This window comes from Agrobacterium albertimagni AOL15, assembly GCF_000300855.1.
In the GTDB taxonomy this organism is placed as follows: domain Bacteria; phylum Pseudomonadota; class Alphaproteobacteria; order Rhizobiales; family Rhizobiaceae; genus Allorhizobium; species Allorhizobium albertimagni.
In genome coordinates this window covers 94,171-117,881 of record NZ_ALJF01000019.1, presented here as the reverse complement: position 1 = coordinate 117,881, position 23,711 = coordinate 94,171, and the positions used below count along the sequence as shown (strand labels likewise).

General features: G+C 61.1%; 20 protein-coding genes. 17 read left to right on the top strand and 3 right to left on the bottom strand.

Features of this window, described 5'->3' with window-relative positions; translation table 11 throughout:
* The first annotated feature begins 21 nt into the window (after positions 1 to 21).
* From QWE_RS21300 to QWE_RS21255, 10 genes are all read left to right on the top strand, one after another.
* Complete coding sequence (locus QWE_RS21300) at positions 22 to 969, top strand: ABC transporter permease (protein WP_006728250.1); 948 nt, start codon at positions 22 to 24, stop codon at positions 967 to 969.
* Positions 966 to 2,765 carry a dipeptide/oligopeptide/nickel ABC transporter permease/ATP-binding protein gene (locus tag QWE_RS21295; protein ID WP_006728249.1) on the top strand — a complete coding sequence of 600 codons (1,800 nt, stop codon included), beginning with the start codon at positions 966 to 968 and terminating at the stop codon, positions 2,763 to 2,765. The genes QWE_RS21300 and QWE_RS21295 overlap by 4 nt, the downstream gene beginning before the upstream one ends.
* Positions 2,762 to 3,559 carry an ATP-binding cassette domain-containing protein gene (locus tag QWE_RS21290; RefSeq protein ID WP_006728248.1) on the top strand — a complete coding sequence of 266 codons (798 nt, stop codon included), beginning with the start codon at positions 2,762 to 2,764 and terminating at the stop codon, positions 3,557 to 3,559. Before QWE_RS21295 ends, QWE_RS21290 begins: the two co-directional genes overlap by 4 nt.
* A 6-nt stretch (positions 3,560 to 3,565) precedes the next feature.
* The gene (locus QWE_RS21285; RefSeq protein WP_006728247.1) at positions 3,566 to 4,348 is read left to right on the top strand and encodes a FadR/GntR family transcriptional regulator; all 783 of its coding nucleotides are present in this window, start codon (positions 3,566 to 3,568) and stop codon (positions 4,346 to 4,348) included.
* A 219-nt stretch (positions 4,349 to 4,567) separates the two neighbouring features.
* Positions 4,568 to 6,349 (top strand): SLC13 family permease, encoded by a 1,782-nt coding sequence (locus QWE_RS21280; RefSeq protein ID WP_006728246.1) that lies wholly within the window; start codon positions 4,568 to 4,570, stop codon positions 6,347 to 6,349.
* A gap of 13 nt (positions 6,350 to 6,362) precedes the next feature.
* Positions 6,363 to 7,826 (top strand): alanine/glycine:cation symporter family protein, encoded by a 1,464-nt coding sequence (locus tag QWE_RS21275; protein ID WP_006728245.1) that lies wholly within the window; start codon positions 6,363 to 6,365, stop codon positions 7,824 to 7,826.
* Positions 7,827 to 8,024: 198 nt separating this feature from the next.
* Positions 8,025 to 8,849, top strand: coding sequence for a class I fructose-bisphosphate aldolase (locus QWE_RS21270; protein WP_006728244.1), 825 nt, complete (start codon positions 8,025 to 8,027; stop codon positions 8,847 to 8,849).
* Positions 8,850 to 8,872: 23 nt separating this feature from the next.
* Positions 8,873 to 10,015, top strand: coding sequence for a Gfo/Idh/MocA family protein (locus QWE_RS21265; RefSeq protein WP_040300846.1), 1,143 nt, complete (start codon positions 8,873 to 8,875; stop codon positions 10,013 to 10,015).
* Positions 10,016 to 10,024: 9 nt separating this feature from the next.
* Positions 10,025 to 10,696 carry a D-lyxose/D-mannose family sugar isomerase gene (locus QWE_RS21260; protein ID WP_006728242.1) on the top strand — a complete coding sequence of 224 codons (672 nt, stop codon included), beginning with the start codon at positions 10,025 to 10,027 and terminating at the stop codon, positions 10,694 to 10,696.
* Positions 10,696 to 11,733, top strand: coding sequence for a carbohydrate kinase family protein (locus tag QWE_RS21255; RefSeq protein WP_006728241.1), 1,038 nt, complete (start codon positions 10,696 to 10,698; stop codon positions 11,731 to 11,733). Before QWE_RS21260 ends, QWE_RS21255 begins: the two co-directional genes overlap by 1 nt.
* Positions 11,734 to 11,743: 10 nt before the next feature.
* Here the strand turns inward: QWE_RS21255 and QWE_RS21250 are convergent, their stop codons facing one another.
* On the bottom strand, positions 11,744 to 12,769 hold the full coding sequence (locus QWE_RS21250) for a LacI family DNA-binding transcriptional regulator (protein WP_006728240.1): 1,026 nt from the start codon (positions 12,767 to 12,769) through the stop codon (positions 11,744 to 11,746).
* A gap of 268 nt (positions 12,770 to 13,037) precedes the next feature.
* Between QWE_RS21250 and QWE_RS21245 the strand changes: the two genes are divergently transcribed.
* From QWE_RS21245 to QWE_RS21215, 7 genes are all read left to right on the top strand, one after another.
* Complete coding sequence (locus QWE_RS21245; protein WP_006728239.1) at positions 13,038 to 14,108, top strand: LacI family DNA-binding transcriptional regulator; 1,071 nt, start codon at positions 13,038 to 13,040, stop codon at positions 14,106 to 14,108.
* 153 nt (positions 14,109 to 14,261) lie between these two features.
* Complete coding sequence (locus QWE_RS21240) at positions 14,262 to 15,530, top strand: ABC transporter substrate-binding protein (protein ID WP_006728238.1); 1,269 nt, start codon at positions 14,262 to 14,264, stop codon at positions 15,528 to 15,530.
* Positions 15,531 to 15,660: 130 nt separating this feature from the next.
* Positions 15,661 to 16,557 (top strand): carbohydrate ABC transporter permease, encoded by an 897-nt coding sequence (locus QWE_RS21235; protein WP_006728237.1) that lies wholly within the window; start codon positions 15,661 to 15,663, stop codon positions 16,555 to 16,557.
* Positions 16,554 to 17,375, top strand: a complete 822-nt coding sequence (locus QWE_RS21230) for a carbohydrate ABC transporter permease (RefSeq protein ID WP_006728236.1) — start codon at positions 16,554 to 16,556, stop codon at positions 17,373 to 17,375. Before QWE_RS21235 ends, QWE_RS21230 begins: the two co-directional genes overlap by 4 nt.
* Positions 17,376 to 17,384: 9 nt before the next feature.
* The gene (locus QWE_RS21225; protein WP_006728235.1) at positions 17,385 to 19,628 is read left to right on the top strand and encodes a glycoside hydrolase family 2 protein; all 2,244 of its coding nucleotides are present in this window, start codon (positions 17,385 to 17,387) and stop codon (positions 19,626 to 19,628) included.
* 11 nt (positions 19,629 to 19,639) lie between these two features.
* Positions 19,640 to 20,731, top strand: coding sequence for an ABC transporter ATP-binding protein (locus tag QWE_RS21220; protein WP_006728234.1), 1,092 nt, complete (start codon positions 19,640 to 19,642; stop codon positions 20,729 to 20,731).
* 89 nt (positions 20,732 to 20,820) lie between these two features.
* Positions 20,821 to 21,210 (top strand): RidA family protein, encoded by a 390-nt coding sequence (locus QWE_RS21215; protein ID WP_006728233.1) that lies wholly within the window; start codon positions 20,821 to 20,823, stop codon positions 21,208 to 21,210.
* Positions 21,211 to 21,225: 15 nt separating this feature from the next.
* Here QWE_RS21215 and QWE_RS21210 read toward each other — a convergent pair whose 3' ends face one another.
* Entirely contained in the window at positions 21,226 to 21,807 is a 582-nt protein-coding gene (locus QWE_RS21210) for an NAD(P)H-dependent oxidoreductase (RefSeq protein ID WP_006728232.1), read from the bottom strand.
* Between the two features lie 491 nt (positions 21,808 to 22,298).
* Positions 22,299 to 23,711 (bottom strand): FAD-binding oxidoreductase, encoded by a 1,413-nt coding sequence (locus QWE_RS21205; RefSeq protein WP_006728231.1) that lies wholly within the window; start codon positions 23,709 to 23,711, stop codon positions 22,299 to 22,301.

Sequence of the window (23,711 nt, the reverse complement as noted above, 5' to 3'; positions counted from 1 at the left end):
GGGACACTCCCGGAGGTTGCCATGCCGGCCTATATTCTCAAACGTCTGATCGCAGTCGTGCCCGTCCTTTTCGGCCTGTCGATCATCGTCTTCCTGGTGATGGCTCTCATTCCCGGGGATACGGCGACAGCCATTCTCGGCGCCTATGCGACGCCCGAAAACGTCGAGCGCATCAATCGCGACCTCGGGCTCGACAAGCTTCTGGTTCAGCAATACCTGGTCTGGATCGGCAATGTGCTGCAGGGCGATTTCGGCCGCTCCTATGCGCTGAACCGGCCCGTGCTGGACGAGGTCCTCGAGCGTTTCGGCGCCACCCTCATCCTTGCCGGCGTCTCTCTCCTTCTGTGCACGGTCATCGGCCTCCTTGCCGGCGTCGTTTCGGCTGTCCGGCAGTTCGGATGGGCGGACCGTGCGATCACTTTCTTCGTGCTGGCCGGGATCTCCATGCCGTCCTTCTGGCTGGGTCTGCTGCTCATCTACCTCTTCGCCGTCAAGTGGCGCATGCTTCCGGCCTCGGGCATGTATGCCGTTTATGGGGGAGGGGACCTCAAGGACCTTCTGCTCCATCTGGTGCTGCCCGCCGTCACGCTGTCGGTCGTCGCGGCAGGCGTGATCGCACGCCTTACGCGGGGCGCCATGCTCGAAGTGCTGCGGCAGGACTTTGTCCGCACGGCCCGTGCCAAGGGACTTTCGGAACGGCGGGTCATCTATGGTCACGCGTTTCGGTCGGCACTGGTCAGCATCATTCCGGTGATCGGCATCCAGTCCGGCTTTGTGCTCGGCGGCGCCGTCTATATCGAGACTGTGTTCCAGTGGCCGGGCGTCGGGGCCATGCTGGTCAAGGCCATCTCCAGCCGCGACATCCTGCTGGTCCAAGGTGGAGTGCTCGTGGTTGCCGCGAGCTACGTGCTCTTCAACCTCGTCGCTGATGTTCTCCAATCCATGCTCGATCCGAGGATCCGCACGTGAGTACCGTTTCTGCTGTTACCCCGCCCAAGGTCGCTTCGGGACGGATCACGTCCTGGCGGCTTCTACTCAACAATCGTCTCGCGGCAGCGGGGCTCGTGCTCATCGGGCTGATCGCTCTCCTGATCCTGCTCGTGCCGATCCTCCCTCTGCCCGATCCCGATGCCACCGCGCCGGCAGAGCGGCTAAAGCCCGTGCTGACGGCCGGGCATATTCTCGGCACGGATCAACTCGGCCGCGATATCCTCAGCCGACTCTTGTGGGGCGCCCGTTTGTCCGTCACGGTCGGCTTCACGGCCACGCTGATCGCCGCGCTGATCGGGTCGGTGATCGGCATTGTCGCTGGCTATGTCGGTGGGCGCACGGATAATGCCATCATGCGTGGCATCGACATGCTGATGGCCTTTCCCTACATCCTTTTGGCGCTGGCGATCGTTGCTGCCTTGGGGCCGGGCCTGATGAACGCGCTCTATGCCATTGCCATCGTCAACATCCCCTTCTTCGCGCGTAATGTGCGCGGCGTGACGCTCGGATACGCCCATCGCGAATTCGTCGATGCTGCGCGCCTTTCCGGCAAGGGGCACCTGTCCGTCATGTTTACCGAGGTTTTGCCAAACGTGGCGCCGGTCATCGTCATCACCATGTCGACGACAGCCGGCTGGATGATCCTGGAGACGGCGGGCCTCAGCTTCCTCGGTCTCGGCGCACAGCCGCCGCAGGCCGATCTCGGGTCGATGCTGGGCGAGGGACGGGCGCAGCTCTTCACCGCTCCGCATGTGTCGATCGTGCCGGGCGTCATGATCTTTCTCATGGTCATCAGCCTAAATGTGCTGGGTGACGGCATTCGCGACGTTCTCGATCCGCGCCTGCGCTCCGGGGCGCTTGCGCGTCCGGGGCCTGTCACGGAAATTGCGACGGATCGAAACGTTCCGGAGAACTCTGCCCCGGATGCTGCTCTTTCCATCGAAGGTCTGGAGACCGGTTTCCGTAGCGGAGACGACATCATTCCGGCCGTGCGTGGAATTTCATTGCATGTGAAGCGCGGCGAATGCCTCGGGCTGATCGGCGAAAGCGGGTCGGGGAAGAGCGTTACGGCATTGTCGGTGATGGGACTGGTGGCGTCCCCACCGGGCATCATCCAGAGCGGTGCGATCTATGTGGACAATGAAGACGTGCTGGCGATGTCGCAGACACGGCTGATCTCCCTGCGTGGCAGCCGTGTCTCCTATGTGTTTCAGGATCCACTGACGACACTACACCCCATGTATCCCGTTGGACGGCAAGTCGAGGAAGCGATCGCCGCGCATCAGTCGCTCGGTGCAAATGAGCGCCGTGAAAGGGCGGTTGCATTGCTTGAGAAGGTTGGCATACCGGAGGCCCGGGAAAGGGCGAAACACTATCCGCATCAGCTTTCGGGTGGTCAGCGCCAGCGTATCGGCATTGCCATGGCGCTTGCCAACGATCCCGATGTGATCATTGCCGATGAGCCGACGACCGCTCTCGACGTCACCGTGCAGGCCCGTATCCTGGAGCTCTTGCGCGATCTGCAGCGCGAACGCGGGATGGCACTTCTCTTCATCACCCACGACTTCGGTGTCGTGTCGGAGATCTGTGACCGCGTCGCGGTGATGAAGGACGGCGAGATTGTCGAGACCGGAGAAACGCGCGCGGTTCTCGCCAACCCGCAGCATGATTACACGAAGCGGCTGATCGCCTGCGTGCCCGAGCTCGGGACTGGGGCGCAGTTCCTCAAGCGCGTCGCCGGGCTCTTCCCGAAGCAGCAAACGGAGGCGTCATGACGAAGTCTGCGATCCAGGTTCGTGAACTGACCAAGTCGTTCGGCGGCGGGCGGAGCCTGTTCGGCAAGGCGCGACACGAGGTCAAGGCCGTGAAGTCGGTGTCGCTGGATCTGATGCGCGGCGAAACGCTTGCCGTCGTCGGCGAAAGCGGATCTGGAAAGAGCACGCTTGCCCGCATGCTGGTCGGGCTCGAGACGCCGACCTCCGGCAGCATGCTGATCGGGGGCAAGGATGCCGACGCGCTGCGGCGCGAGGGACCGCGGGCCTTTGGCAAGACGGTTCAGTATGTCTTTCAGGACCCGGTTGCTTCGTTGAACCCGCGCAAGACAATCAGCAGCATCCTTGAGACCCCGCTCAAGCTGCTGTGCGGATACGAGGCGCCCAGGCGGCGCGAGCGGATGAACGAACTGCTGGACGCGGTCCAGATGCCGGCAAACACGCTCTCGCGCTATCCGCACGAATTTTCTGGCGGCCAGGCACAACGGATTGCGATCGCCCGGGCTCTGGCAGCGGAAGCGGAGATCCTGGTCTTCGACGAGCCGGTGAGCGCGCTCGACGTCGGCGTACAGGCGCAGGTCCTCTTGCTTCTCAGCGATCTGAAAACGCGTTTCGACTTGTCCTATCTGTTCATCAGTCATGACCTTGCCGTTGTCGAGGCAATCTGTGACCGCGTGGCCGTCATGTATTTCGGTGAGATTGTCGAGCTGGCACCCGCGGCAAGGCTTTTTGCCGATCCTGAACACGCTTATACAAGGCGGCTCGTGGCCAGTGCGCCCCGTATCAGGAGAGAATGACGCGCGATGACCTATACCGAGGAGAGGGCGAAACCAGGCAGTGAAGACGGCAAGCGGTTGTTCACCCCTGCCGGGAAGCCGAAGCGCCGGCCCGATGCCATTGCCGATCTGATGAAGGATTTCATCCGTTCGCAAGGGCTTCAGCCAGGCGATCGCCTGCCGCAGGAGCGCGATCTGATGGACCGCTTCAAGGCTGCCAAGGGCACGGTGCGCGAAGCGATGAAGGCCCTGGAAACCCAAGGCCTGATCTTCACGCGTAGCGGCCCCGGGGGCGGTGCGTTCGTCGCCGCTCCCTCCGCTCGGCACGCCATGGAGTTGTTGTCCACCCACTTCTTCTTCAATCCGCCGACCCTCTCCAACATCTATGCGATCCGCAAGGCGCTGGAGCCTGAAGTCGCCGCCTCGCTCTCAGGCAGGGTATCGGCCCAGCAACTGGCTTTGCTCGAGCGGACGATCCGGCTCTATGATCACCCGCCGGTCGATCCGGACGAACAGTATCGTCAACGCGTTGCGGAACTCGATTTTCACTCGCAGCTGGCTCAGTTCTGTCCCAACCCGCTGCTCGGGTTTCTCTGTGGGCTGATGCACAATCTGTTGCGCGATCTGCCACTGGCGAGGCAGATCTATGCTGATCCTGCGCCCAGCTCGCGGGAGGAGGGGCTCTCCTACCAGTACCGGCTCATGGCGGCGCTGAAGGATGGACGGACAGAGGATGCGCGCGCGATTGCGGCCGAGCACATGGCATTTGCCGAGGCCTATATGCTGGCGCGGGCAGGCGCGATCGGATAATTAGGACGGCACAATCGGTCGTCCTTTACGAGGTCGGCATTGCCGCCTCTGTCGATGTCGGACAGTTGCGAGCATAAGAGGAGGTCGGGCTATGGTTTGCGCGCGCCGCATGCAGAGTGTAGTGAGCTCCCGCTCCCTCGACATTTTTGCGAGCCGGTGGAGCCAGATCGCGTGTCGCGCGTTTCTTCACGCGATCAGTCGGGGGCTTGACGAAAAAAGATGATGCAATTCTTCTCGGGCTACGAGGCTCAGATCGCTCTGGGTCTGGTGATCGTGCTGTTTGGGCTGTTCGTCTGGGAGAAATATCCCGCCGAGGTGATCGCATCCGCGGGTGCTGCGCTCTTCATCGTGCTCGGCTTCGTGCCAACCGACAAGGCGATGGCGGTGTTCTCGAATTCCGCGCCGCTGACGATCGGCGCGATGTTCGTCCTGACCGGTGCTTTGGTGCGCACGGGTGTCCTCGAACGGGTCGCGGCCGTGGTTCTGGAGAGGTCGAAGAAGCGACCGCAGATGGCGCTTGCCGTGTTCCTGCTGACGGCGCTTGTCGCGTCGGCTTTCATGAACAACACGCCGGTGGTCCTTGTCCTGATCCCGATCGTGATCCGCCTTGCCGCCTCGCTCGACATTGCTGCGACACGGCTTCTGATCCCTGTGTCCTATGCCGCCATTCTGGGTGGAACCTTGACCTTGATCGGCACGTCGACAAACCTGCTCGTCGATGGCGTCGCGCGCGGGCAGGGCCTCGAGCCCTTCTCGCTTTTCGAAATCACGCCGATCGGTCTTGCTGCCGTCGTTACGGGCGGGCTCACCATGCTGGTGCTCGGCAAGTTTCTTTTGCCGGATCGCCGTGACGAAGGCGGCGAACTGGACGATCAGGACGATGCCGAGTTTCTTTCGGAAATCACCGTGCTTGCGGATGGTCCCTTCACCGAAAAGCCGGTCGGCGAAATTGCGGAATTCAAGCAGCCTGGGCTGCGCATCGTCGGGCTGCACACCAATGGCGAGGTGATCCGCAAGGATATCGAGACCATGACCCTGAAAAAGGGCGATGGTCTGATCATCCTTGCCAAGTCGGCCGAACTCCTGACCCTGAATGAAAAGGACGGCTTGCGCGTCGGTCAACGACGCGGAGCAGCCCCGAAAGGCGACGTCATCGTGGTCGAGGCAGTCGTTGCGCCCGGGCGCTACGGTTATCGCACGCGTCTTTCCAGTCTGACGCTCGGGCGCCGCTTCGGCGTGCGCATCATCGGTGCCCATCGACACCGGCATGTGCCGGGTCCGGACCTCGCCAATGTCCGCCTTCGGCCAGCAGACAAGCTGCTCATCGAGGGGACTGCGGAGGCGCTCGACGAACTGTCGCAGCAGAACGAGCTGATATCGGTCACCCGTTCCACCGCCCGTGCCTTCAGGCCGACCAAGGCGCCTTTGGCCTTGCTCGCCCTCGGTCTCGTCGTCCTTCTCGCGGCGTTCAACGTGATGGACATCGGCATTCTGGCGATGATCGCGGTTCCGGCCATTCTCATCTTGCGCTGCATCGACGCCGATGAAGCCTGGGGCTCGATCGAAGGCGGCATTCTGATCCTGATCTTCGCCATGCTGATCGTCGGGCAGGGATTGCAGGAAACCGGCGCCGTTGCACTCGTCGTGGACACGGCCATGCCCTTGATGTCGACGGTCTCGCCCTTGGTGCTTCTGCTCTTGGTCTACACACTGTCATCGACGCTCACAGAATGCGTGACCAACAATGCGGTGGCGGTCATCCTGACACCGATCGTCATCGGCCTCGGTCAGCAATTGGGTATCGATCCGAGAGCTCTTGTGGTGGCGGTAATGTTCGGAGCAAGTGCAAGTTTTGCGACGCCGATCGGCTATCAGACGAATACGCTGGTCTATGGTGCCGGCAACTACCGCTTCAGCGATTTCGTCAAGATCGGCTTGCCGATGAACGTTATTGTGGGCTTGGCGTCCTGCTACGCTATCTATCTTTATTATGGTCTTTGAGGAGAGTTGACGCATGGATATCATCACCGGCTTTTTCGGACTGGTCGAGGATCTCACATGGGGATGGGCGCTCATTCCCATGCTCGTCGTCTTCGGCGTGTTCATCACGGTGATGAGCGGTTTCGTTCAGATCAGGTTCTTCAAGCGGATGTTCCGCGTGCTGTTCTCCAAGAACCAGACCGGCGATCCGAATGCGATCAGCGCGCGCGAGGCCTTGCTCGTGTCCGTTGGTGGGCGCGTCGGTGGCGGTAACATCGCAGGCGTCGCAGTCGCGATCACGCTCGGTGGGCCAGGCGCCGTCTTCTGGATGTGGGCGATCGCAATCATCGGCATGGCAACGAGCCTCGTCGAATCAACACTCGCCCAGCTCTACAAGCGGTCCAACGGCGACGGCACCTATCAGGGCGGGCCTGCCGGCTACATCATCTATGGGCTTGGTGCGAAGCACAAATGGCTGGCCGTGGTCTATGCCGTCTGCCTGATGCTGGCGTTTGCTTTTGGCTTCAACGCTTTCCAGGGCAATACCTTTGCCGGAGCCGTCTATGACAGCCTCGGCGTCGATCGCGTCTGGAGCGGCATCGGTCTTGCGATCATCACGGGCCTCATCGTCTACGGCGGCATTCGCCGGATCGCGAAGGTCGCGGACGTGATCATTCCTGTCATGGCCTTCATCTATATCGGTCTGGCACTTCTGGTCATCCTGTCCAACATCACCGCGCTCCCGGGCGTCATCTGGTCGATCATCGCCAATGCGTTCGGCCTGGAAGAAGTGGTTGGCGGCGGCTTTGGCGCTGCGCTGGCCCAGGGGCTTCGCCGCGGGCTGTTCTCCAACGAGGCAGGCCTGGGTTCCACGCCGAACGTTGCGGCGACAGCCGATGTCCGCCATCCGATCAGCCAGGGCATCACCCAGTCCTTCTCGGTGTTCATCGACACCATCGTGATCTGCACCTGCACGGCCTTCATCATCCTGCTCAGCCCTGTCTATCAGCCGGGCGTGGAAGGTATCGACGGCATCGTGCTCACCCAGCAATCGCTGGTCAGCCAGGTCGGCACGTGGTCGCAGTATTTCCTGACCTTCGCCATCCTGCTTTTTGCCTTCAGTTCCATCATCTACAACTACTATCTCGGGGAAACCGCGCTGAAGGTCATGACCTCACGGCCGGGCGCCTTGCATGTGCTGAGGTTTGCCATTGTCATCGTCGTCTTCCTGGGCGCGACGGCTCCGGGTGCAACGGCGGTCTTCTTCTTCTCCGACCCGTTGATGGGCGTGCTTGCGGTGGTCAACCTCAGCGTAATCCTGATGCTCTTCCCCGTTGCCTTGCGAATTCTTGACGATTTCCGCTCACAGCTGAAGGCCGGTGTGGAGCGTCCGGTCTTTGAACCGACGGCGTTTCCCGATCTCGATCTCGATCACTCCGCCTGGCCCCATGCGCAAGGGGTGGCTGGGTCGACCAGGGTCGATTTCGCCAAGGCTTGAGCATCGTTGTGGGGCTGCGCTGACGCGGCCCTGTTGATGGCGGTGTCAAGCGATCAGATACATTGCCGGCTGATTGAAGCCGCCTCAGTTTCCGGGGCGGCTTCCTGCTGCTGGTATCCGTTCCATGTTTCTCGTTGACACACTGGAGCCGCATGCCTAGCCTATGTGGAAACGTTACCACATAGGGAGGAGAAAACGATGAAACAGGCGCGGTTGAACCGCCTCTTCGGTACGTCTGGAAACTGCTTCGACGTGGCCATCGATCATGGCATGTTCAATGAACGCACGTTCCTGGCCGGTATCGAGAATATGCAGAAAGCCATCGAGGTCATCGCTGCAGCAGGACCCGATGCGATCCAGTTGCCGCCTGGCACGGCTCCCATGCTGCAGTCGATTCCGGGCAAGGCTCGTCCAGCCCTCGTGCTGCGCACCGACATTGCCAACATCTACGGCAACCCGCTGCCGAGTGCCCTATTCTCGGAGGTGATCGATCGTCCGGTCGAACAGGCGATCGCGCTCGATGCCGCCTGTGTCGTGGTCAATCTGCTGATGCTGCCGAACCAGCCCGAGGTCTATCGGGCCTGCGTGCGCAACGTGAACAGCCTGAAGCGCGAATGCGAGATCTACGGCATGCCGCTCATGGTCGAGCCGCTGGTCATGCAGGACAATTCCAAGGGCGCCTATATGGTTGACGGCGCAATCGACAAGATCCTGCCGCTGGTCCGGCAGGCCGCGGAACTCGGAGCCGATATCATCAAGGCGGACCCCTGCGACCACGTCACCGAATATCATCGGGTGATCGAGATCGCTCAAGGGCTGCCGGTGCTCGTGCGTGGCGGCGGCAGGGTTTCCGATGAGGAAATTCTATCGCGTACTAACGTGCTTATGGAACAGGGCGCGCGCGGCATCGTCTACGGCCGCAATGTCATCCAGCATGCCAATCCGGGCGGCATGACGCGGGCACTGATGGCCATCGTTCATGACGGCGCAACGGCGGAGGAAGCGTCGCGCCATCTCGCCTGAGATTGCGTGACGGGAGGAGGAGCATCATGAAGACCTTTCGTTTCGGTGTCATCGGCTGCGGCCTGATGGGTCGAGAATTTGCCAGCACCGCAGCCCGCTGGATGCATCTCACCGACGCCAAGGCGCGCCCGGAGATCGTTGCCGTCTGCGATACCAACACGGAGCTGATGGCGTGGTTTCAGACCCACGTTCCCTCGGTTCGACAGGCCACGACTGACTACCGCGAACTTCTCGCCAATCCTGAGGTCGACGCCATCTACTGCGCCGTACCTCATGTGCTGCACGCCGAGTTCTATACGGACATCATCAAGGCCGGAAAACATCTGCTGGGTGAAAAGCCCTTCGGTATGGACCTTTCGCAGAACAAGGCGATCATGGCTGTTCTTGCCGAGCATCCGGACCTGATTGTCCGCTGCTCGTCGGAAATGCCTTTCTTCCCCGGCGCGCAGAAGGTCGTTGCCATGGCGGCAAGCGGTGAGATGGGCGACATTCTCGAAGTCGAAGCCGGCTTTCTGCATTCCTCCGACATCGACCCTGACAAGCCGATCAACTGGAAGCGCATGGAGCACGTCAACGGCGCCTATGGCTGCATGGGAGATCTGGGCATGCATGTGCTGCATGTTCCCTTGCGGCTCGGCTGGCGGCCTGACACGTTGCATGCGAACCTCGTCAAGCGGATCACCGAGCGCCCGGATGGCAAGGGCAACAGAGTGCCTTGCACGACCTGGGACAATGCGACGATCAGCAGCCGCGTGCGCACCGCCGACCAGGATTTCCCCTTGGTTCTCAAGACCTGGCGCATCGCACCGGGGGAATCGAACACCTGGTACATCCGCATTCTCGGCATGAAGAAGAGCGCCTTCTTCTCGACCAAGCAGCCGCGCCAGTGGCAGTGGATGGATTACCAGGGCAGCACCCAGTCCTGGAACACGGAAGACCTTGGCTATGGCTCGGTCTTTCCCGCCATCACCGGCAAGATCTTCGAATTCGGTTTCGCCGATGCGATCCAGCAGATGTGGGCGGCCTTTGTCGACGAACTGGCGGGCGGCACGGCGAACGGCTTCCCCTGTGCAAGCCCCGCGGAAGCGGCTGCCCACCACGCCGTGCTGACGGCGGCACTTCAATCCGGTTTGGAAAACCGGGTCGTTTCTGTCGACTACGATTGAGGCGGGACCATGAGACGCTCCGAGATCAACGAAGCCCTGCGGTTTGCTATCGGACTGCTCGAGACCTGGCGCTGGTCCCTACCGGTCTGGGGGCAGTGGAGTGCCGCCGAGTTTGCGGCCCATCCCGAGGCCTCGCGCTATCTGGTCAGCCGGCAGCTCGGCTGGGACGTTACCGACTTTGGCTCCGGTCGCTTTGCCGAACAGGGGCTCGTGCTGTTTTGCCTCCGCAACGGCATCCTCGGCGTGGAGGGCGAGCGCAGCTATGCGGAAAAGCTGCTCTTTATCCAGGAAGGCCAGTTGACCCCGGCCCATCTGCACAAGGCAAAGCAGGAGGACATCATCAACAGGGCAGGCGGCGATCTGGTCATCGAATTTTCCGCAGCTGACGCCGCGGGCAAGGTCAACGGCTCCGATGTTTCCGTCCTCGTCGACGGCATCGAGCAGCGTCTCCAGACCTGGGAGCCTCTGGTCCTGCATCCAGGCCAGAGCGTCACAATTCCCACGGGTCTCTGTCACCGCTTCTACGGCGCGAAGGGCGAGGGCCCGGTGCTGGTCGGCGAGGTCAGCCAGGTCAACGACGACCGGACCGATAACTATTTCCTCGAACCCATCGGGCGTTTCGCCGAGATCGAGGAGGATGAGCCGCCGCTTAGACCTCTCTGGAACGAGGGGGCTGTCTGATGAGAGCCGGGGAGGAGGTTCGAACCAGACAGGAGGCAGGAACGGCAGGTGGTATCGTCTGCGTCGGCAACTTCATCGTCGATCGCATCCACACCCTGTCCTACTGGCCGGAACAGGGCAGCCTCGCGCATATTTTGCATCAGGACATGGGCGTCGGCGGCGGTGCGGCCAATGTGGTGACCGACCTTGCCTCGCTTGGGTTCAAAGGCCGGCTTTCGGTGGCGGGTGCCGTGGGGGGTGATCGGGACGGCGTCTATGTCCGGCATTGTCACGCAGCCCTCGGCATCGATGTCTCAGGCCTTCGTATCCTTGATGGCCAGGCGACGGCACATACCCATGTCATGAACGTGCCGGGGCAAAGCCGCACCTTCTTCTATCACGGTGGCTCCAACGACCTGCTGACGGTCGATCTCATCGACCCTGCTGCCTTCGCAGCCAACGGACACAGGATCTTCTATCTCGGCTATCTCATGCTTTTGCCGGCTCTCGACCGGAAGGATGCAAGCGGCACGTCCGGGGCGGCCCGGCTCTTGGAGGCGGCACGCGAGGCGGGGCTGACGACCTGCGTCGATTTCGTCTCCAGCGAGGACCCCGCCTTTGCCGACCAGGTCGCCGTTGCACTGCCCCATTGCGATTATGTGATCGTCAACGAGACCGAAGCCGGACGCGCAACGGGAGTGGTCGTTCGCGACAAGTCGGGCACTCTGCTGCTGTCAGCTGTGGAAGAGGCCGGTCGGCGGCTTCTCGACGGGGGCGTGGCAAAAGGCGTCGTCATTCATGCGCCGGAGCTCTCCATCTGGCTTTCGCCCGACAAGGTCCCGGTCGTCACGCCTGCCATCGCCGTCGACCCGGCCGCGATCGTCAGCCCCGTCGGGGCCGGAGATGCCTTCTGCGCGGCAGTCCTTTACGGCCTGCACGAGGGCTGGCCGGTCCAGACCATTTCCGCTGTCGCGCATCGCGCGGCGGTCCATTGTCTAGGCGGCGCGACAGCCACCGACGGCATACCCGACATGTCGGTTCTGCTCTCCGAAATCTGAACGCCTGCAATCAGCTGTCTGCGGGGGCTGGCCCGGTCGATTCCCGGATGATGAGCTCAACGGGCATGCGCGTGAGCGAGGCTGGCTGCCGTTCGAGATCCTGCCTATGATCCTGCAGACGTTCTTCCAGCCTGCGTGTCGCTTCGAGTGCGACGGCGCGGATCGGCTGGGCGACTGTCGTCAGTCGCGGCAGGACATAGGCGGCCTCCGGCAAGTCGTCGAAGCCTATGACGGAGCAATCGTCCGGTACGCTGCGCCCGCTGTCCCGAACGGCATGGATTGCTGCAATGGCTGCGATGTCCGTGGTACCGATGATCGCGGTGATGTCGGTGTGATCTTGCAGAACGGATTGCGCCAGCGCGTAGGTGGCAGAGAAGCTGTGATCCTCGCCGATTGCCTCGATGGCCGGCGAAAGTCCATGTTCGCGTAGCACGGCCCGAATGCCTTCCATGCGAAGCCGGATCGGCTGGCTGTGTCCCGGCGCCCCGACAACGGCGATCCTATGATGACCGAGATCCAGGAGGTGTCGGGTCATTAGGCGTCCACCCTCGACGTGATCGGCCATCACGGTATCGTCGGATATGCCGACGAGTTCACGGTCGATTGCGATGACCGGGATCCCGGAACCGACCAGCGGCTGCAGATGTGCCGTGCCGCCATAGGCACTGGCGACGATGACGCCTTCGACCCTTTGGGCCCGCAACATCGCGACATAGCGGGCCTCGTGGTCCTCGTTTTCCGCCGAACTGCAGATCAGAGTGTGATAACCGCGCTCGAACAGTTCGCGCTCGATGGTGTTTGCAAGGATGCCGAAGAAGGGCACATCGATGGACGGCAGCATGAGGCCGATCATCCGGCTCGCTTCGCCGCGCAGCATGCGAGCGCCCTTGCTGGGCGCATAGTTGAGGTCCCTGATCGCGGCTTCGACGCGCTGGCGCACCTCTGGCGAGACATAGCCACTGTTGTTGAGCACGCGCGAGACTGAAGATACCGACGTTTCGGCAACCTTCGCGATCGTCCTGATACTGGCCGTCATCCGCGTATTCCCGCATCCGTTACGGGGACCGGAGTACGCAGAATCGCCGGCCTCGGCAAGTCGCGATTGTGTAGAGCGCGTGTCGGAGACCAAGGCTTTTCGAAGCACCTCAGCGCTGCCCGGCGGAGGCGCCCGCCAAGCATCGTCTAAAGGTGAGCGCCGGCCCTGTTCAAGGAAATGCTTGTATCCCTCCCGAGCCTAGCCTAGTAAATATTTTCCTGAGGTTTACCAATTTCCTCGGGAAACAGGTGGGGAGGGACAGGCCGCCGTGGTGACGATCAAGGAAATCGCGAAGGCCGTCGGCGTTTCGTCGGGGACCGTCTCCCGTGTCTTGAACTACGACCAGACGCTGTCGGTCTCCGAGGCCAAGCGGCAGGCGATCATCGAAACGGCCGAAGCGCTGAACTATGCGACGCCACGCGCGCGCAAGAATGCCCTGCTTCCTCCGCTCAACATTCCGATGGCCAGCCATGCGGATGTGTCGGCGCATGTCGCCATCGTCCACTTCCTGGCGCCTCAGGAGGAGCTGGTCGATCCCTATTATGTCGGCGTGCGGCTTGGCATCGAGGCCCGCTGCCGCGAGTACAAGATCGAGATCGCAAGGGTGTTCAATCCCGATGTGCCCGTCGATCTTGCGATGTTGACGGGCATTTCCGCGACGATCGTGGTCGGGCATCATCCCAAGGTCGAGATCGAGGCGATGGCCAAGGTCTGTCCGCATCTGATCATGGCTGATTTCAATCCGCGCATGCCGCAATTCGACTGTGTTCGTGCGGATCTGGGCGAGGCCACGACAACCATTCTCGACAGTCTGGAACAGGCTGGATACCGGCGGATCGGCTTTGTCGGCGGCTATGAGCTGATGGACAATGATGCGCTGATGCATGGGGAGCAGCGCTGCAAAGCCTTCATCGAATGGCATGAGGCGCGCGGGAGCTACCGGCCCGAGCTCATGGCGCTTGGCCAGAGCGAACGCTTCGGACAGAACCTCCGGCTGGAGACCGGCTATCAGCAAGCGAAATCGCTGCTGGCGCTCGATACGCCTCCCGATGCCATCGTTGCGGCGAACGACAATATGGCGATCGGTGCCTACAGGGCCATCCAGGAGGCTGGGATGTCCATACCAGATGATGTCGCGGTGGTGGCCTTCAACGACATTCCTGTTGCGCAGTTTCTCAACCCGCCTCTTTCGACCATGCGGATTCCCGGCGAGCTGATCGGGGAAGTGGCCGTAGATCTCCTGGTCGAGCGGCTGAACGGGCGCGACTATTCCAAACACGTCACCCTGCCGACAGAAATGGTCTGGCGTGGCAGTGCGAAGAAGCCCCCGCTCACCTAGGCCTTCGTGGAAAGGTTGTGAGATCCTCGTGGCTTACCGCAGCGCACAAAATATTTAGTAAAAATTTTCTTGGCTGTCTTCCGATTTTCAGGAATAGTGACCGTGAGGCAGGGGATGGAGCTGCCGCGTTCAACGACATAATGGGAGGAAGACATGGATTATTCTCGCGCCTTCAAGCGTTCGATTTCGGCCACCGTTGCTGGCGCCGCACTTCTCTGCAGCACCGCCGCCCTTGCCGGTGAAGTCACCATCTGGTGCTGGGACCCGAACTTCAACGTCGCGATCATGAAGGAAGCGGCGGCGCGCTATACCGCAAAGAACCCCGACACGACCTTCAACATTGTCGACTTCGCCAAGGCCGATGTCGAGCAGAAGCTGCAGACGGGTCTCGCGTCCGGCATGACCGACACGCTGCCGGATATCGTTCTCATCGAGGATTACGGCGCGCAGAAATATCTCCAGTCCTTCCCAGGCTCCTTTGCTGCGCTGACCGACAAGATCGATTACTCCGGCTTTGCCAAATACAAGGTCGACCTGATGACGCTCGAAGGCGAGGTCTATGGCGTGCCCTTCGATTCTGGCGTGACCGGTCTCTACTATCGCACCGATTATCTGGAGCAGGCAGGCTACAAGGCCTCCGATATGGAGAACCTGACCTGGGACCGCTTCATCGAGATCGGCAAGGATGTGAAGGCCAAAACCGGCCATGAGATGATGGCGCTCGACAGCAATGACGGCGGCCTGATCCGCATCATGATGCAGTCCGGCGGCCAGTGGTATTTCAACGAGGACGGCAGCCTCAACATCACCGGAAATGCTGCATTGAAGGCGGCGCTGGAAACCCAGGCCCGGATCGTCAACGAAGGTGTGGCCAAGCCGACCAGCGGCTGGAACGACGGGATCAGCGCGCTGACCTCGGGCGATGTCGCCTCGGTCCTCATGGGGGTCTGGATCACCGGTACCGTCAAGTCACAGGCCGACCAGTCCGGCAAGTGGGCGCTGACGGCAATTCCGAAACTCGATGTCGAGGGTGCGACGGCTGCATCCAATCTCGGCGGTTCGAGCTGGTATGTATTGGACGCTTCCGCCGAGAAGGATGAAGCGATCGACTTCCTCAATGAAGTCTATGCCAAGGATCTGGACTTCTATCAGAAGATCCTGACAGAGCGCGGCGCCGTCGGTTCGCTGCTGGCCGCCCGCACCGGTGAAGCCTATCAGAAGCCGGATGATTTCTTCAGCGGCCAGACCGTCTGGCAGAACTTTGCGGATTGGCTCGAGCAGGTGCCGGCAGTGAATTACGGTATCTTCACCAACGAGCTCGATACGGCCGTGACGGCCAACTTCCCGGCATTGCTGAAGGGCACGCCTGTGGATGATGTCCTGAAGGCGATCGAAAGCCAGGCCGCCGGCCAGATCCAGTAAGCCCATCCCGCAGGGGCCTTGGTCTTGCTGCCAGGCCCCTGTCCTCCCGGAGACGTGCGGCGGAAACGCCGCGCGGCTTCCGGTCGCAAAACAAGGTTCAGTGAGCACTGATCGGGTTCGGGGATACCGCATGGCCACCACATCCAGATCCAGCTTGAAACGCTACTACGACGTCAACGGATGGCTGTTCGTTGCGCCTGCCGTCGCGCTAATTTCGCTGTTCATGCTCTACCCGATCGTTCGCTCGCTCATTCTCTCCCTGTATTCGGGACGCGGAATGATGCTGAAGTTTTCGGGCACGGGTAACCTCGTGCGTCTCTGGAATGATCCGGTCTTCTGGCAGGCGCTGCAAAACACCGTCATCTTCTTCATCGTGCAGGTGCCGATCATGATAACCATGGCGCTGATTCTGGCCGCCATGCTGAACAATCCGAAGCTGCGTTATTCCGGCCTCTTCCGGACGATGATCTTCCTGCCCTGCGTCTCGTCGCTGGTCGCTTATTCCATCCTGTTCAAGAGCATGTTTTCGCTCGACGGCGTGGTGAACAACACGCTGCTTGCCATCGGCATCATCGGCGAACCGATCGGCTGGCTGACCGACCCCTTCTGGGCAAAGGTCCTGATCATCATCGCCATCACCTGGCGGTGGACCGGCTACAACATGATCTTCTACCTGGCCGCGCTTCAGAACATCGACCGCTCGATCTATGAGGCGGCGAAGATCGACGGAGTGCCGTCCTGGGGGCGTTTCGCCTTCCTAACAATCCCGATGCTGAAGCCGGTGATCCTGTTCACCACGATCACTTCGACGATCGGCACGCTGCAGCTGTTCGACGAGGTCTATAACTTCACCGAAGGCACGGGCGGACCGGCCAATTCGACGCTGACCCTGTCGCTCTACATCTACAATCTGACCTTCCGCTACATGCCGAGCTTCGGTTATGCGGCGACCGTCTCCTACGTGATCGTGCTGATGGTGGCGGTGCTCTCCTTTCTGCAATTCTATGCCGCGAGGGAACGTCGATGATGACGACACTTCGTCGCCGCCTGCCCGACATCGTGCAGTATATCGTACTGTCGCTTGCCGCCTTTCTCTCGATCTTCCCCTTCATCTGGATGGTGATCGGGGCGACGAATACGACCAGCCAGATCATTCGCGGAAAGGTCACCTTCGGCACAGCACTCTTCGATAACATCGCGTCTTTCTTTGCGCAGGTGGATGTGCCGCTGGTCTTCTGGAATTCGGTGAAGATCGCGCTGGTCGGCACCGCATTGACGCTGCTCGTCTCGTCGCTTGCCGGCTACGGATTCGAGATGTTCCGGTCGAAGCTTCGGGAGCGGGTCTATACCGTGATCCTGCTGACGCTGATGGTGCCATTTGCAGCCCTGATGATCCCGCTCTTCATGCTGATGGGCAGAGCGGGGCTGCTGAACACTCACATCGCGATCATGCTGCCGATGATCGCGTCCGCCTTCATCATCTTTTACTTCCGCCAGGCCTCGAAGGCCTTCCCCACCGAGCTTCGCGATGCGGCCAAGGTCGATGGTCTGAAGGAGTGGCAGATCTTCTTCTACATCTACGTTCCGGTCATGCGCTCCACCTATGCGGCGGCCTTCGTCATCGTCTTCATGCTGAACTGGAACAACTATCTCTGGCCGCTGATCGTGCTGCAGTCGAACGACATGAAGACGATCACGCTCGTCGTGTCATCACTCGCCTCCGCCTATTCGCCCGAATACGGCACTGTGATGATCGGCACCATTCTTGCCACCCTTCCAACCCTTCTCGTCTTCTTCGCCATGCAACGCCAGTTCGTGCAGGGCATGCTCGGCTCCGTGAAATAGGACTTTGAAATGCGCATTATCGAGAATTTCAACCGGGACTGGACCTTCCGCGCAGGCTTCGAGCCGGCTTTTGCCTCGGCGTCCCAGCCGGGCGAGACGGTTCAGCTCCCTCACACGGCGGTCGAGCTGCCCTACAATTATTTCGACGAGAAGAGCTATCAGGAGGCCTTTACCTATCAGAAGGTCATTGCCTGGGATCCGCGTTTCGAAGGTCGTGAAGTTTCGCTGGTTTTCGATGCGGCCATGGCAGACAGCGTGGTCTATCTGAATGGCACCGAGATCACCGCGCACAAGGATGGATACACGCCCTTCGAAGCCCGGCTCACTCCGCATCTGAAGGCCGGCGACAACCTGCTGACGGTCAAGATCGACGGTTCCGAGAACCCCGAGATCCCGCCCTTCGGTGGCGTCATCGACTATCTCACCTATGCCGGGATCTACCGAGATGTCTGGCTGAAGATCACGGCGCCGGTTTCGATCAAGAACGTCAAGATCGAGACGCCGGATGTTCTGGCTGAAGCCAAACAGGTGACGGCGAAGGTCTGGATTTCCAATCCGAACGTTCAGTCGCTTTCCGGCAACGTCACGGCTGTTCTCAAGGACGGTGCAGGTCTGGAGGTAGCGCGGACCGAAGCGACTGTCTCTGGCGCGGAGGTTTTGCTCGGCCTTTCCGGGCTTCAGGGCATTACGCTCTGGGATATCGACAATCCCGCTCTCTATTACCTCACGGTGACGCTGGAGACAGCAGCCGGTGCCGACGCCGTTACCAGCCGTTTCGGCTTCCGCTCTGCCGAATACACGATCGAGGGCTTCAAGCTGAATGGACGCGTCGTCAAGCTGCGCGGCCTCAATCGCCATCAGGCCTGGCCGCATCTCGGCTATGCCATGGGCCGGCGCGGTCAGGAGAAGGATGCGGACATCCTGAAATTCGATCTTGCCTGCAACATTGCCCGCACCTCGCATTATCCGCAGTCGAAATACTTCCTCGACCGCTGCGACGAGATCGGCCTGGTGGTCTTCGAAGAGATCCCGGGCTGGCAGCATATCGGCGGCGACGCCTGGAAGGCCGAGTCCGTCCAGAACGTGCGCCTGATGATCGAGCGCGATTGGAACCATCCGTCAATCATCATATGGGGTGTCCGCATCAACGAAAGCCAGGATTCTCACGACTTCTATGTCGAGACGAATGCAATGGCACGCTCGCTCGATACGACACGGCAGACCGGCGGCGTGCGCTACATCACCGACAGCGAGCTGCTCGAAGACGTCTACACGATGAACGACTTCATTCTCGGCATGGAAGAGCTGCCGGGCCACAATCGCGAGCGGCTGGTTCTGCGAGACCAGCGCGAGGTCACCGGGCTCGACCGCAAGGTTCCCTACATGATTACCGAATATGGCGGTCACATGTATCCGACCAAGCGCTTCGATCAGGAGCAGCGGCAGGCGGAGCATGTCGGCCGGCATCTGGCGATTCTGAATGCAGCCGCTGGCGACCCTTCGATCTCGGGCTCCACCGGCTGGTGCATGTTCGACTACAACACCCACAAGGATTTCGGCTCCGGCGACCGCATCTGCTATCACGGTGTCACCGATATGTATCGCGAGCCGAAATTTGCGGCCTATGCCTATGCTTCGCAGGGCGATCCAGCGGACAAGGTGGTGATGCAGCCGGTCAGCTTCTGGGCGCGCGGCGAGCGCAATATCGGCGGCGTGTTGCCGCTGATCGTGCTCACCAATTGCGACTATGTCGAAATCCGCATGGGCCATATCGTCAAGCGGATCGAGCCGGATACCAAGACCTATCCGCACCTGCCGCATCCGCCCTGCATCCTCGACCACAGCATGGTGACGCCCGAGGAATTCGGCGAATGGGGCATGACCTGGCGGGATGGCGAACTCGTCGGCTTTATCAATGGCGAGGAAGTGGTGCGCCGCCATCTGCCAGCCGATCCGCTGCCGACAACTCTGGACATCGCGGCTGACGACACTGAGCTTCGATCTGGCGAGAAGGATACGGTTCGCGTGATCCTGCGTGCGCTCGATCAGGGTGGCAATGTCCTGGGCTTCTTCGATGATCCGGTCGAGGTGTCGCTCGAAGGCCCGGGCCGTATCGTCGGTCCCTCGCTTCTCTCCTTCAAGGGCGGGGTCGTTGGCGTCTATGTCGAAGCTGGAAACGAGGCCGGTCACTTGACGCTATCTGCGACCTGCCGGCCTTTCGGGACGCAGCACATCACCTTCAACGTCACCTGATCGAGGATTAAATGGCAGAGGTTCGGCTCACCGATATCCGCAAATCCTACGGCTCGCTCGAGGTCATCAAGGGGGTGAATCTCGAGGTTTCCTCGGGGGAATTCGTTGTCTTCGTCGGTCCCTCCGGCTGCGGCAAGTCCACGCTGCTGCGGATGATCGCGGGGCTTGAGGATATTTCCGCAGGCATGCTTGAGATCGGCGGCAGCGTGATGAATGATGTCGATCCCTCCAAGCGCGGGATTGCCATGGTGTTTCAGACCTATGCGCTCTACCCGCATATGACCGTGCGCGAGAACATGGGGTTTGCGCTTCGGTTTGCCGGCATGGCGAAGGACGAGATCGAACGGCGGGTGAATGCTGCGGCTAAGATCCTCGAGCTCGACGCGCTGATGGATCGCAAGCCCAAGGCGCTTTCCGGTGGTCAGCGCCAGCGCGTCGCCATCGGCCGCGCCATCGTGCGCCAGCCTGACGTTTTCCTGTTCGACGAGCCACTGTCGAACCTCGATGCGGAGCTGCGCGTGCACATGCGTGTCGAGATCGCCCGGCTGCACAAGGAGCTGAACGCCACCATCGTTTATGTCACGCATGACCAGGTCGAGGCGATGACGCTCGCCGACAAGATCGTCGTGATGCGGGCTGGTATTGTCGAGCAGGTCGGGGCGCCGCTCGCCCTTTACGATGATCCCGACAACATGTTCGTTGCCGGCTTCATCGGCTCGCCGCGGATGAACTTTCTGCCCGCAGCGGTCGTCGCTCAGGCGGAGGGCGGGCAGGTCACTGTGGCGCTGAAAGCGCGGCCGGACACGCAGCTGACGGTTTCCTGCGCGAACCCGCCAAAGGTCGGCGATGCCGTGACGGTCGGGGTGCGCCCCGAGCATTTCCTGCCTGATGGCAGCGGGGATACGCAGATGGTCGCGCATGTCGATGTTGTCGAGCATCTCGGCAATACCAGCTATGTCTATGCGCATACCATGCCCGGCGAGCAGATCATCATCGAGCAGGAAGAGCGCCGTCATGCGGGGCGCTATGGCGACGAGATCGCGGTGGGACTTGCTGCCAAGACAAGCTTTCTCTTCGATGCCTCGGGGCAGCGCATTCGCTAGACGAAGGGGCCGGATTTGTAGGGTCAAAAGGCGTGTCAAGGCACGCTTTGCCCTTTCGCACACGGGCTCGCCGCGCTAGGCTCGAACCCATGAAAAAGGTCTTCAATCCTCCTTCCGTCCGCCGTCCCTTCGGGCACTACAATCACGGTCTGCTCGTGCCGCCGGGTGCGAGCCTACTCGTCACTTCAGGTCAACTCGGCATCAGCCCCGATGACACGATCCCGCCTGGTGTCACCGGCCAAGCCGAGCTTTGCTTCGAGGCGATCAAGGCGATCCTGGAAGAGGCTGAAATGACGTTCGCGGATGTGATCCGCGTCTCTGGCTTCGTGACGCGGCGGGAGGATTTTGCTGAGTATATGGCGGTGCGTGATCGCTACACGCTCGATCCGAAGCCGGTCTCGACGCTGCTGGTGGTGGGGGGCTTCACACGACCGGAATTCCTCGTCGAAGTCGAGGTGACGGCGGCCAAGGTGGTTTGACCGCCAGCCTTTTTCTCAGAAATTCTCCATCTCGCGGCGCACCTTTGCCATGAACGCTGCACGGGTTTCTTCCGTGCAATTATTCATGTCGTAATGGGCGAGATATTTGACCGGTGCGCCGATCTTGATCTGGGCGCGGATGACGCGTTTTACGATCTTCTTTGGCGGATCGCCGGCGAGGAAGGCGCGCATTGGAGTTGCGCCATAGGTCATGACGGCGGCGAGTTTCCTGATGTGGCGAAGCGTCGGTGTGAGCTTGCCGTCCACCAGGTCGAAGGAGACGCCGGGCAGCCAGACGCGGTCGAAATAGCCCTTCAGCATGGCCGGAAAGCCGAAGTTCCAGACGGGTGTGACAATGACGAGCGCTTCGGCTTTCAGCAGCCGGTCGACATAGGGTTGGACCAGCGACAGGTTGTCGGGAATGTCATGATAGACGCGCCGGTCATGGGCCGAAAGCACCGGGTCGAAACCCTCCTCATAGAGGTTGCAGCCGTCGACTTCGTGGCCGGCCTTTTCCAGGCTCTCGCAGGTGAGCTTGTAGAGCGCCCTTCCGAAGCTTTCGTCGAGGGGATGGGAGTGCAGGACAAGTACGCGCATTTCAAAAGCTCCAAGTCGTTGCCCGCCGCTTTCGCGGTCGGGGTCCAGTTGAAAACTTCCGCGCCGTTTGTCCCAGCATCCCGATCCTTCGCCGCCTGATGCCGAGGGATTGGGGATGCCATGTCTGGTTTTGCATGGGCCGGAGGGCCGGCCGGGAGTACCTTCGGAATGGGGTTGGGTGGCGGTAGGGTAGTTCCTTGTTGTTGTCTGTAGTTGCGCACGGGGTACCCCCTCTGTCCTGCCGGACATCTCCCCTACACGGGGGGAGAGTGGATGGGGGTGCCGGCTTCCTTCCTTCAATCGTTGCGAATGTCGAAATCCTGAGCGAAGTTTGTCATGTCTAAATGCCGTAGCCGCATCTTCAACGGTGGCGTCCGTGCAAGGCACTGGCCCCGTCCCGCTCTCCCCCGTGTGGGGGAGATGCCCGCCCTTCGACAAGCTCAGGAGGGCAGAGGGGGGTATCAAACGCACGAAGCCTGGCCGCCGAACCGCTACTCCCCCGCCTCGGCAAACACCTCCAGGCCCGGGAACAGGTAATTCTTGCCGGCGGAGAAATCGAAATCTGGGTTTTCCCAGGCGATCATCTTGCCGGGGTTCAGCAGACCCTTCGGATCGGTTTCTTTCTTGAAGGCAAGTTGAACCTGGTCGGTCTGCTTCATGCCGCCTTCTTCCAGCGTGTAGCGGTGCGGGTTGAAGATCGGGCAGCCGTTTTCCTCATGGATGCTAATGATCTCCTCCAGCCGCTCCTTGGTCGTGTAGCGCACCAGCGGCAGGCCGGCGCACTGGATCTGGCCGTCGAACTTGATGAATTCGAGATGGCCGATGACCTCGTCGGGGAAGAGTTCGGTCATAACGCGGACCTTCTCGACATGGTCTGGGCCGGGATACTGGACCTGGAGATAGGTTATGTTGGTGTCGAGCTTGAGCGCCCGCAGTGTCGTGTGGTTCCAGGTCAGCTCATAGGCATGCGGGATGCCCTTCATGCTTTCGACCTGATCGGAGCGGAAACGCACATCGCCCTTCATCCGCTCGGCGAGCGCGAGGAAGGGCTCCATGGAATGCGGCGCCACCATCAGCACGACGACCGACTGGCCTTCCTTCAGCCAGGGCTTATGGCGTGTGAAATAGTCGAATGGGATCGGCGCTGCAATCGGCGCGACTTCCTTCAAGAGGATGCCGTTCTTGTGGGAGAGCGCGTCGGCGAATTTCACGGCGTCCATGAACTCGTCATAACCGACGATGACATCGACCCAGTCGTAAGCAGGCGCCAGCGGCATCTCGACCTCGGTAATGATGCCGTTGGTGCCATAGGCGTGGGAGACCTTCTGCAGGTCCCAGGCGGAGAGTTCAAGCACGCGGGGCTCGGCTTCCATGGTGACGACGCGCAGGCGCAGGATGTTGCCGAGGTCGCGCAGGCCGCCCCAGGTGATCGAGCCGACGCCGCCGGAGCCGCCGGCGATGAAGCCGGCCACGCTTGCCGTCTGCTTGGTTGACGGATGGAAGCGCAGTTCCTGGCCGGAATGTACCTTGGTCTGGCGGTCAAGCTCGGAGATGATGATGCCCGGTTCGCAGATGACCCGGCCGGGAAGGATCTCCTTCACCTTGTTCATGTTGATCAGGTTCAAGACGATGCCGCCCGAGAGCGGCATGGCCTGGCCGTAATTGCCGGTGCCGCCGCCACGCGGGGTGACCGGCACGCCATGGGCATAGGCGACCTTCAGAACCCGGATCACCTCTTCTTCCGTGGTCGGCGAGACCACGAGGTCACCGACGACGTTGTCGAGTTCTTCCTTCAGGATCGGCGAATACCAGTAGAAATCGCGGCTCTTCTGTTTGACGAGCGCCGGATTGTCCTCGACGGCGATGCCTTCCAGCTCTTCGATGATTTTGGCGTAATCGGCCAT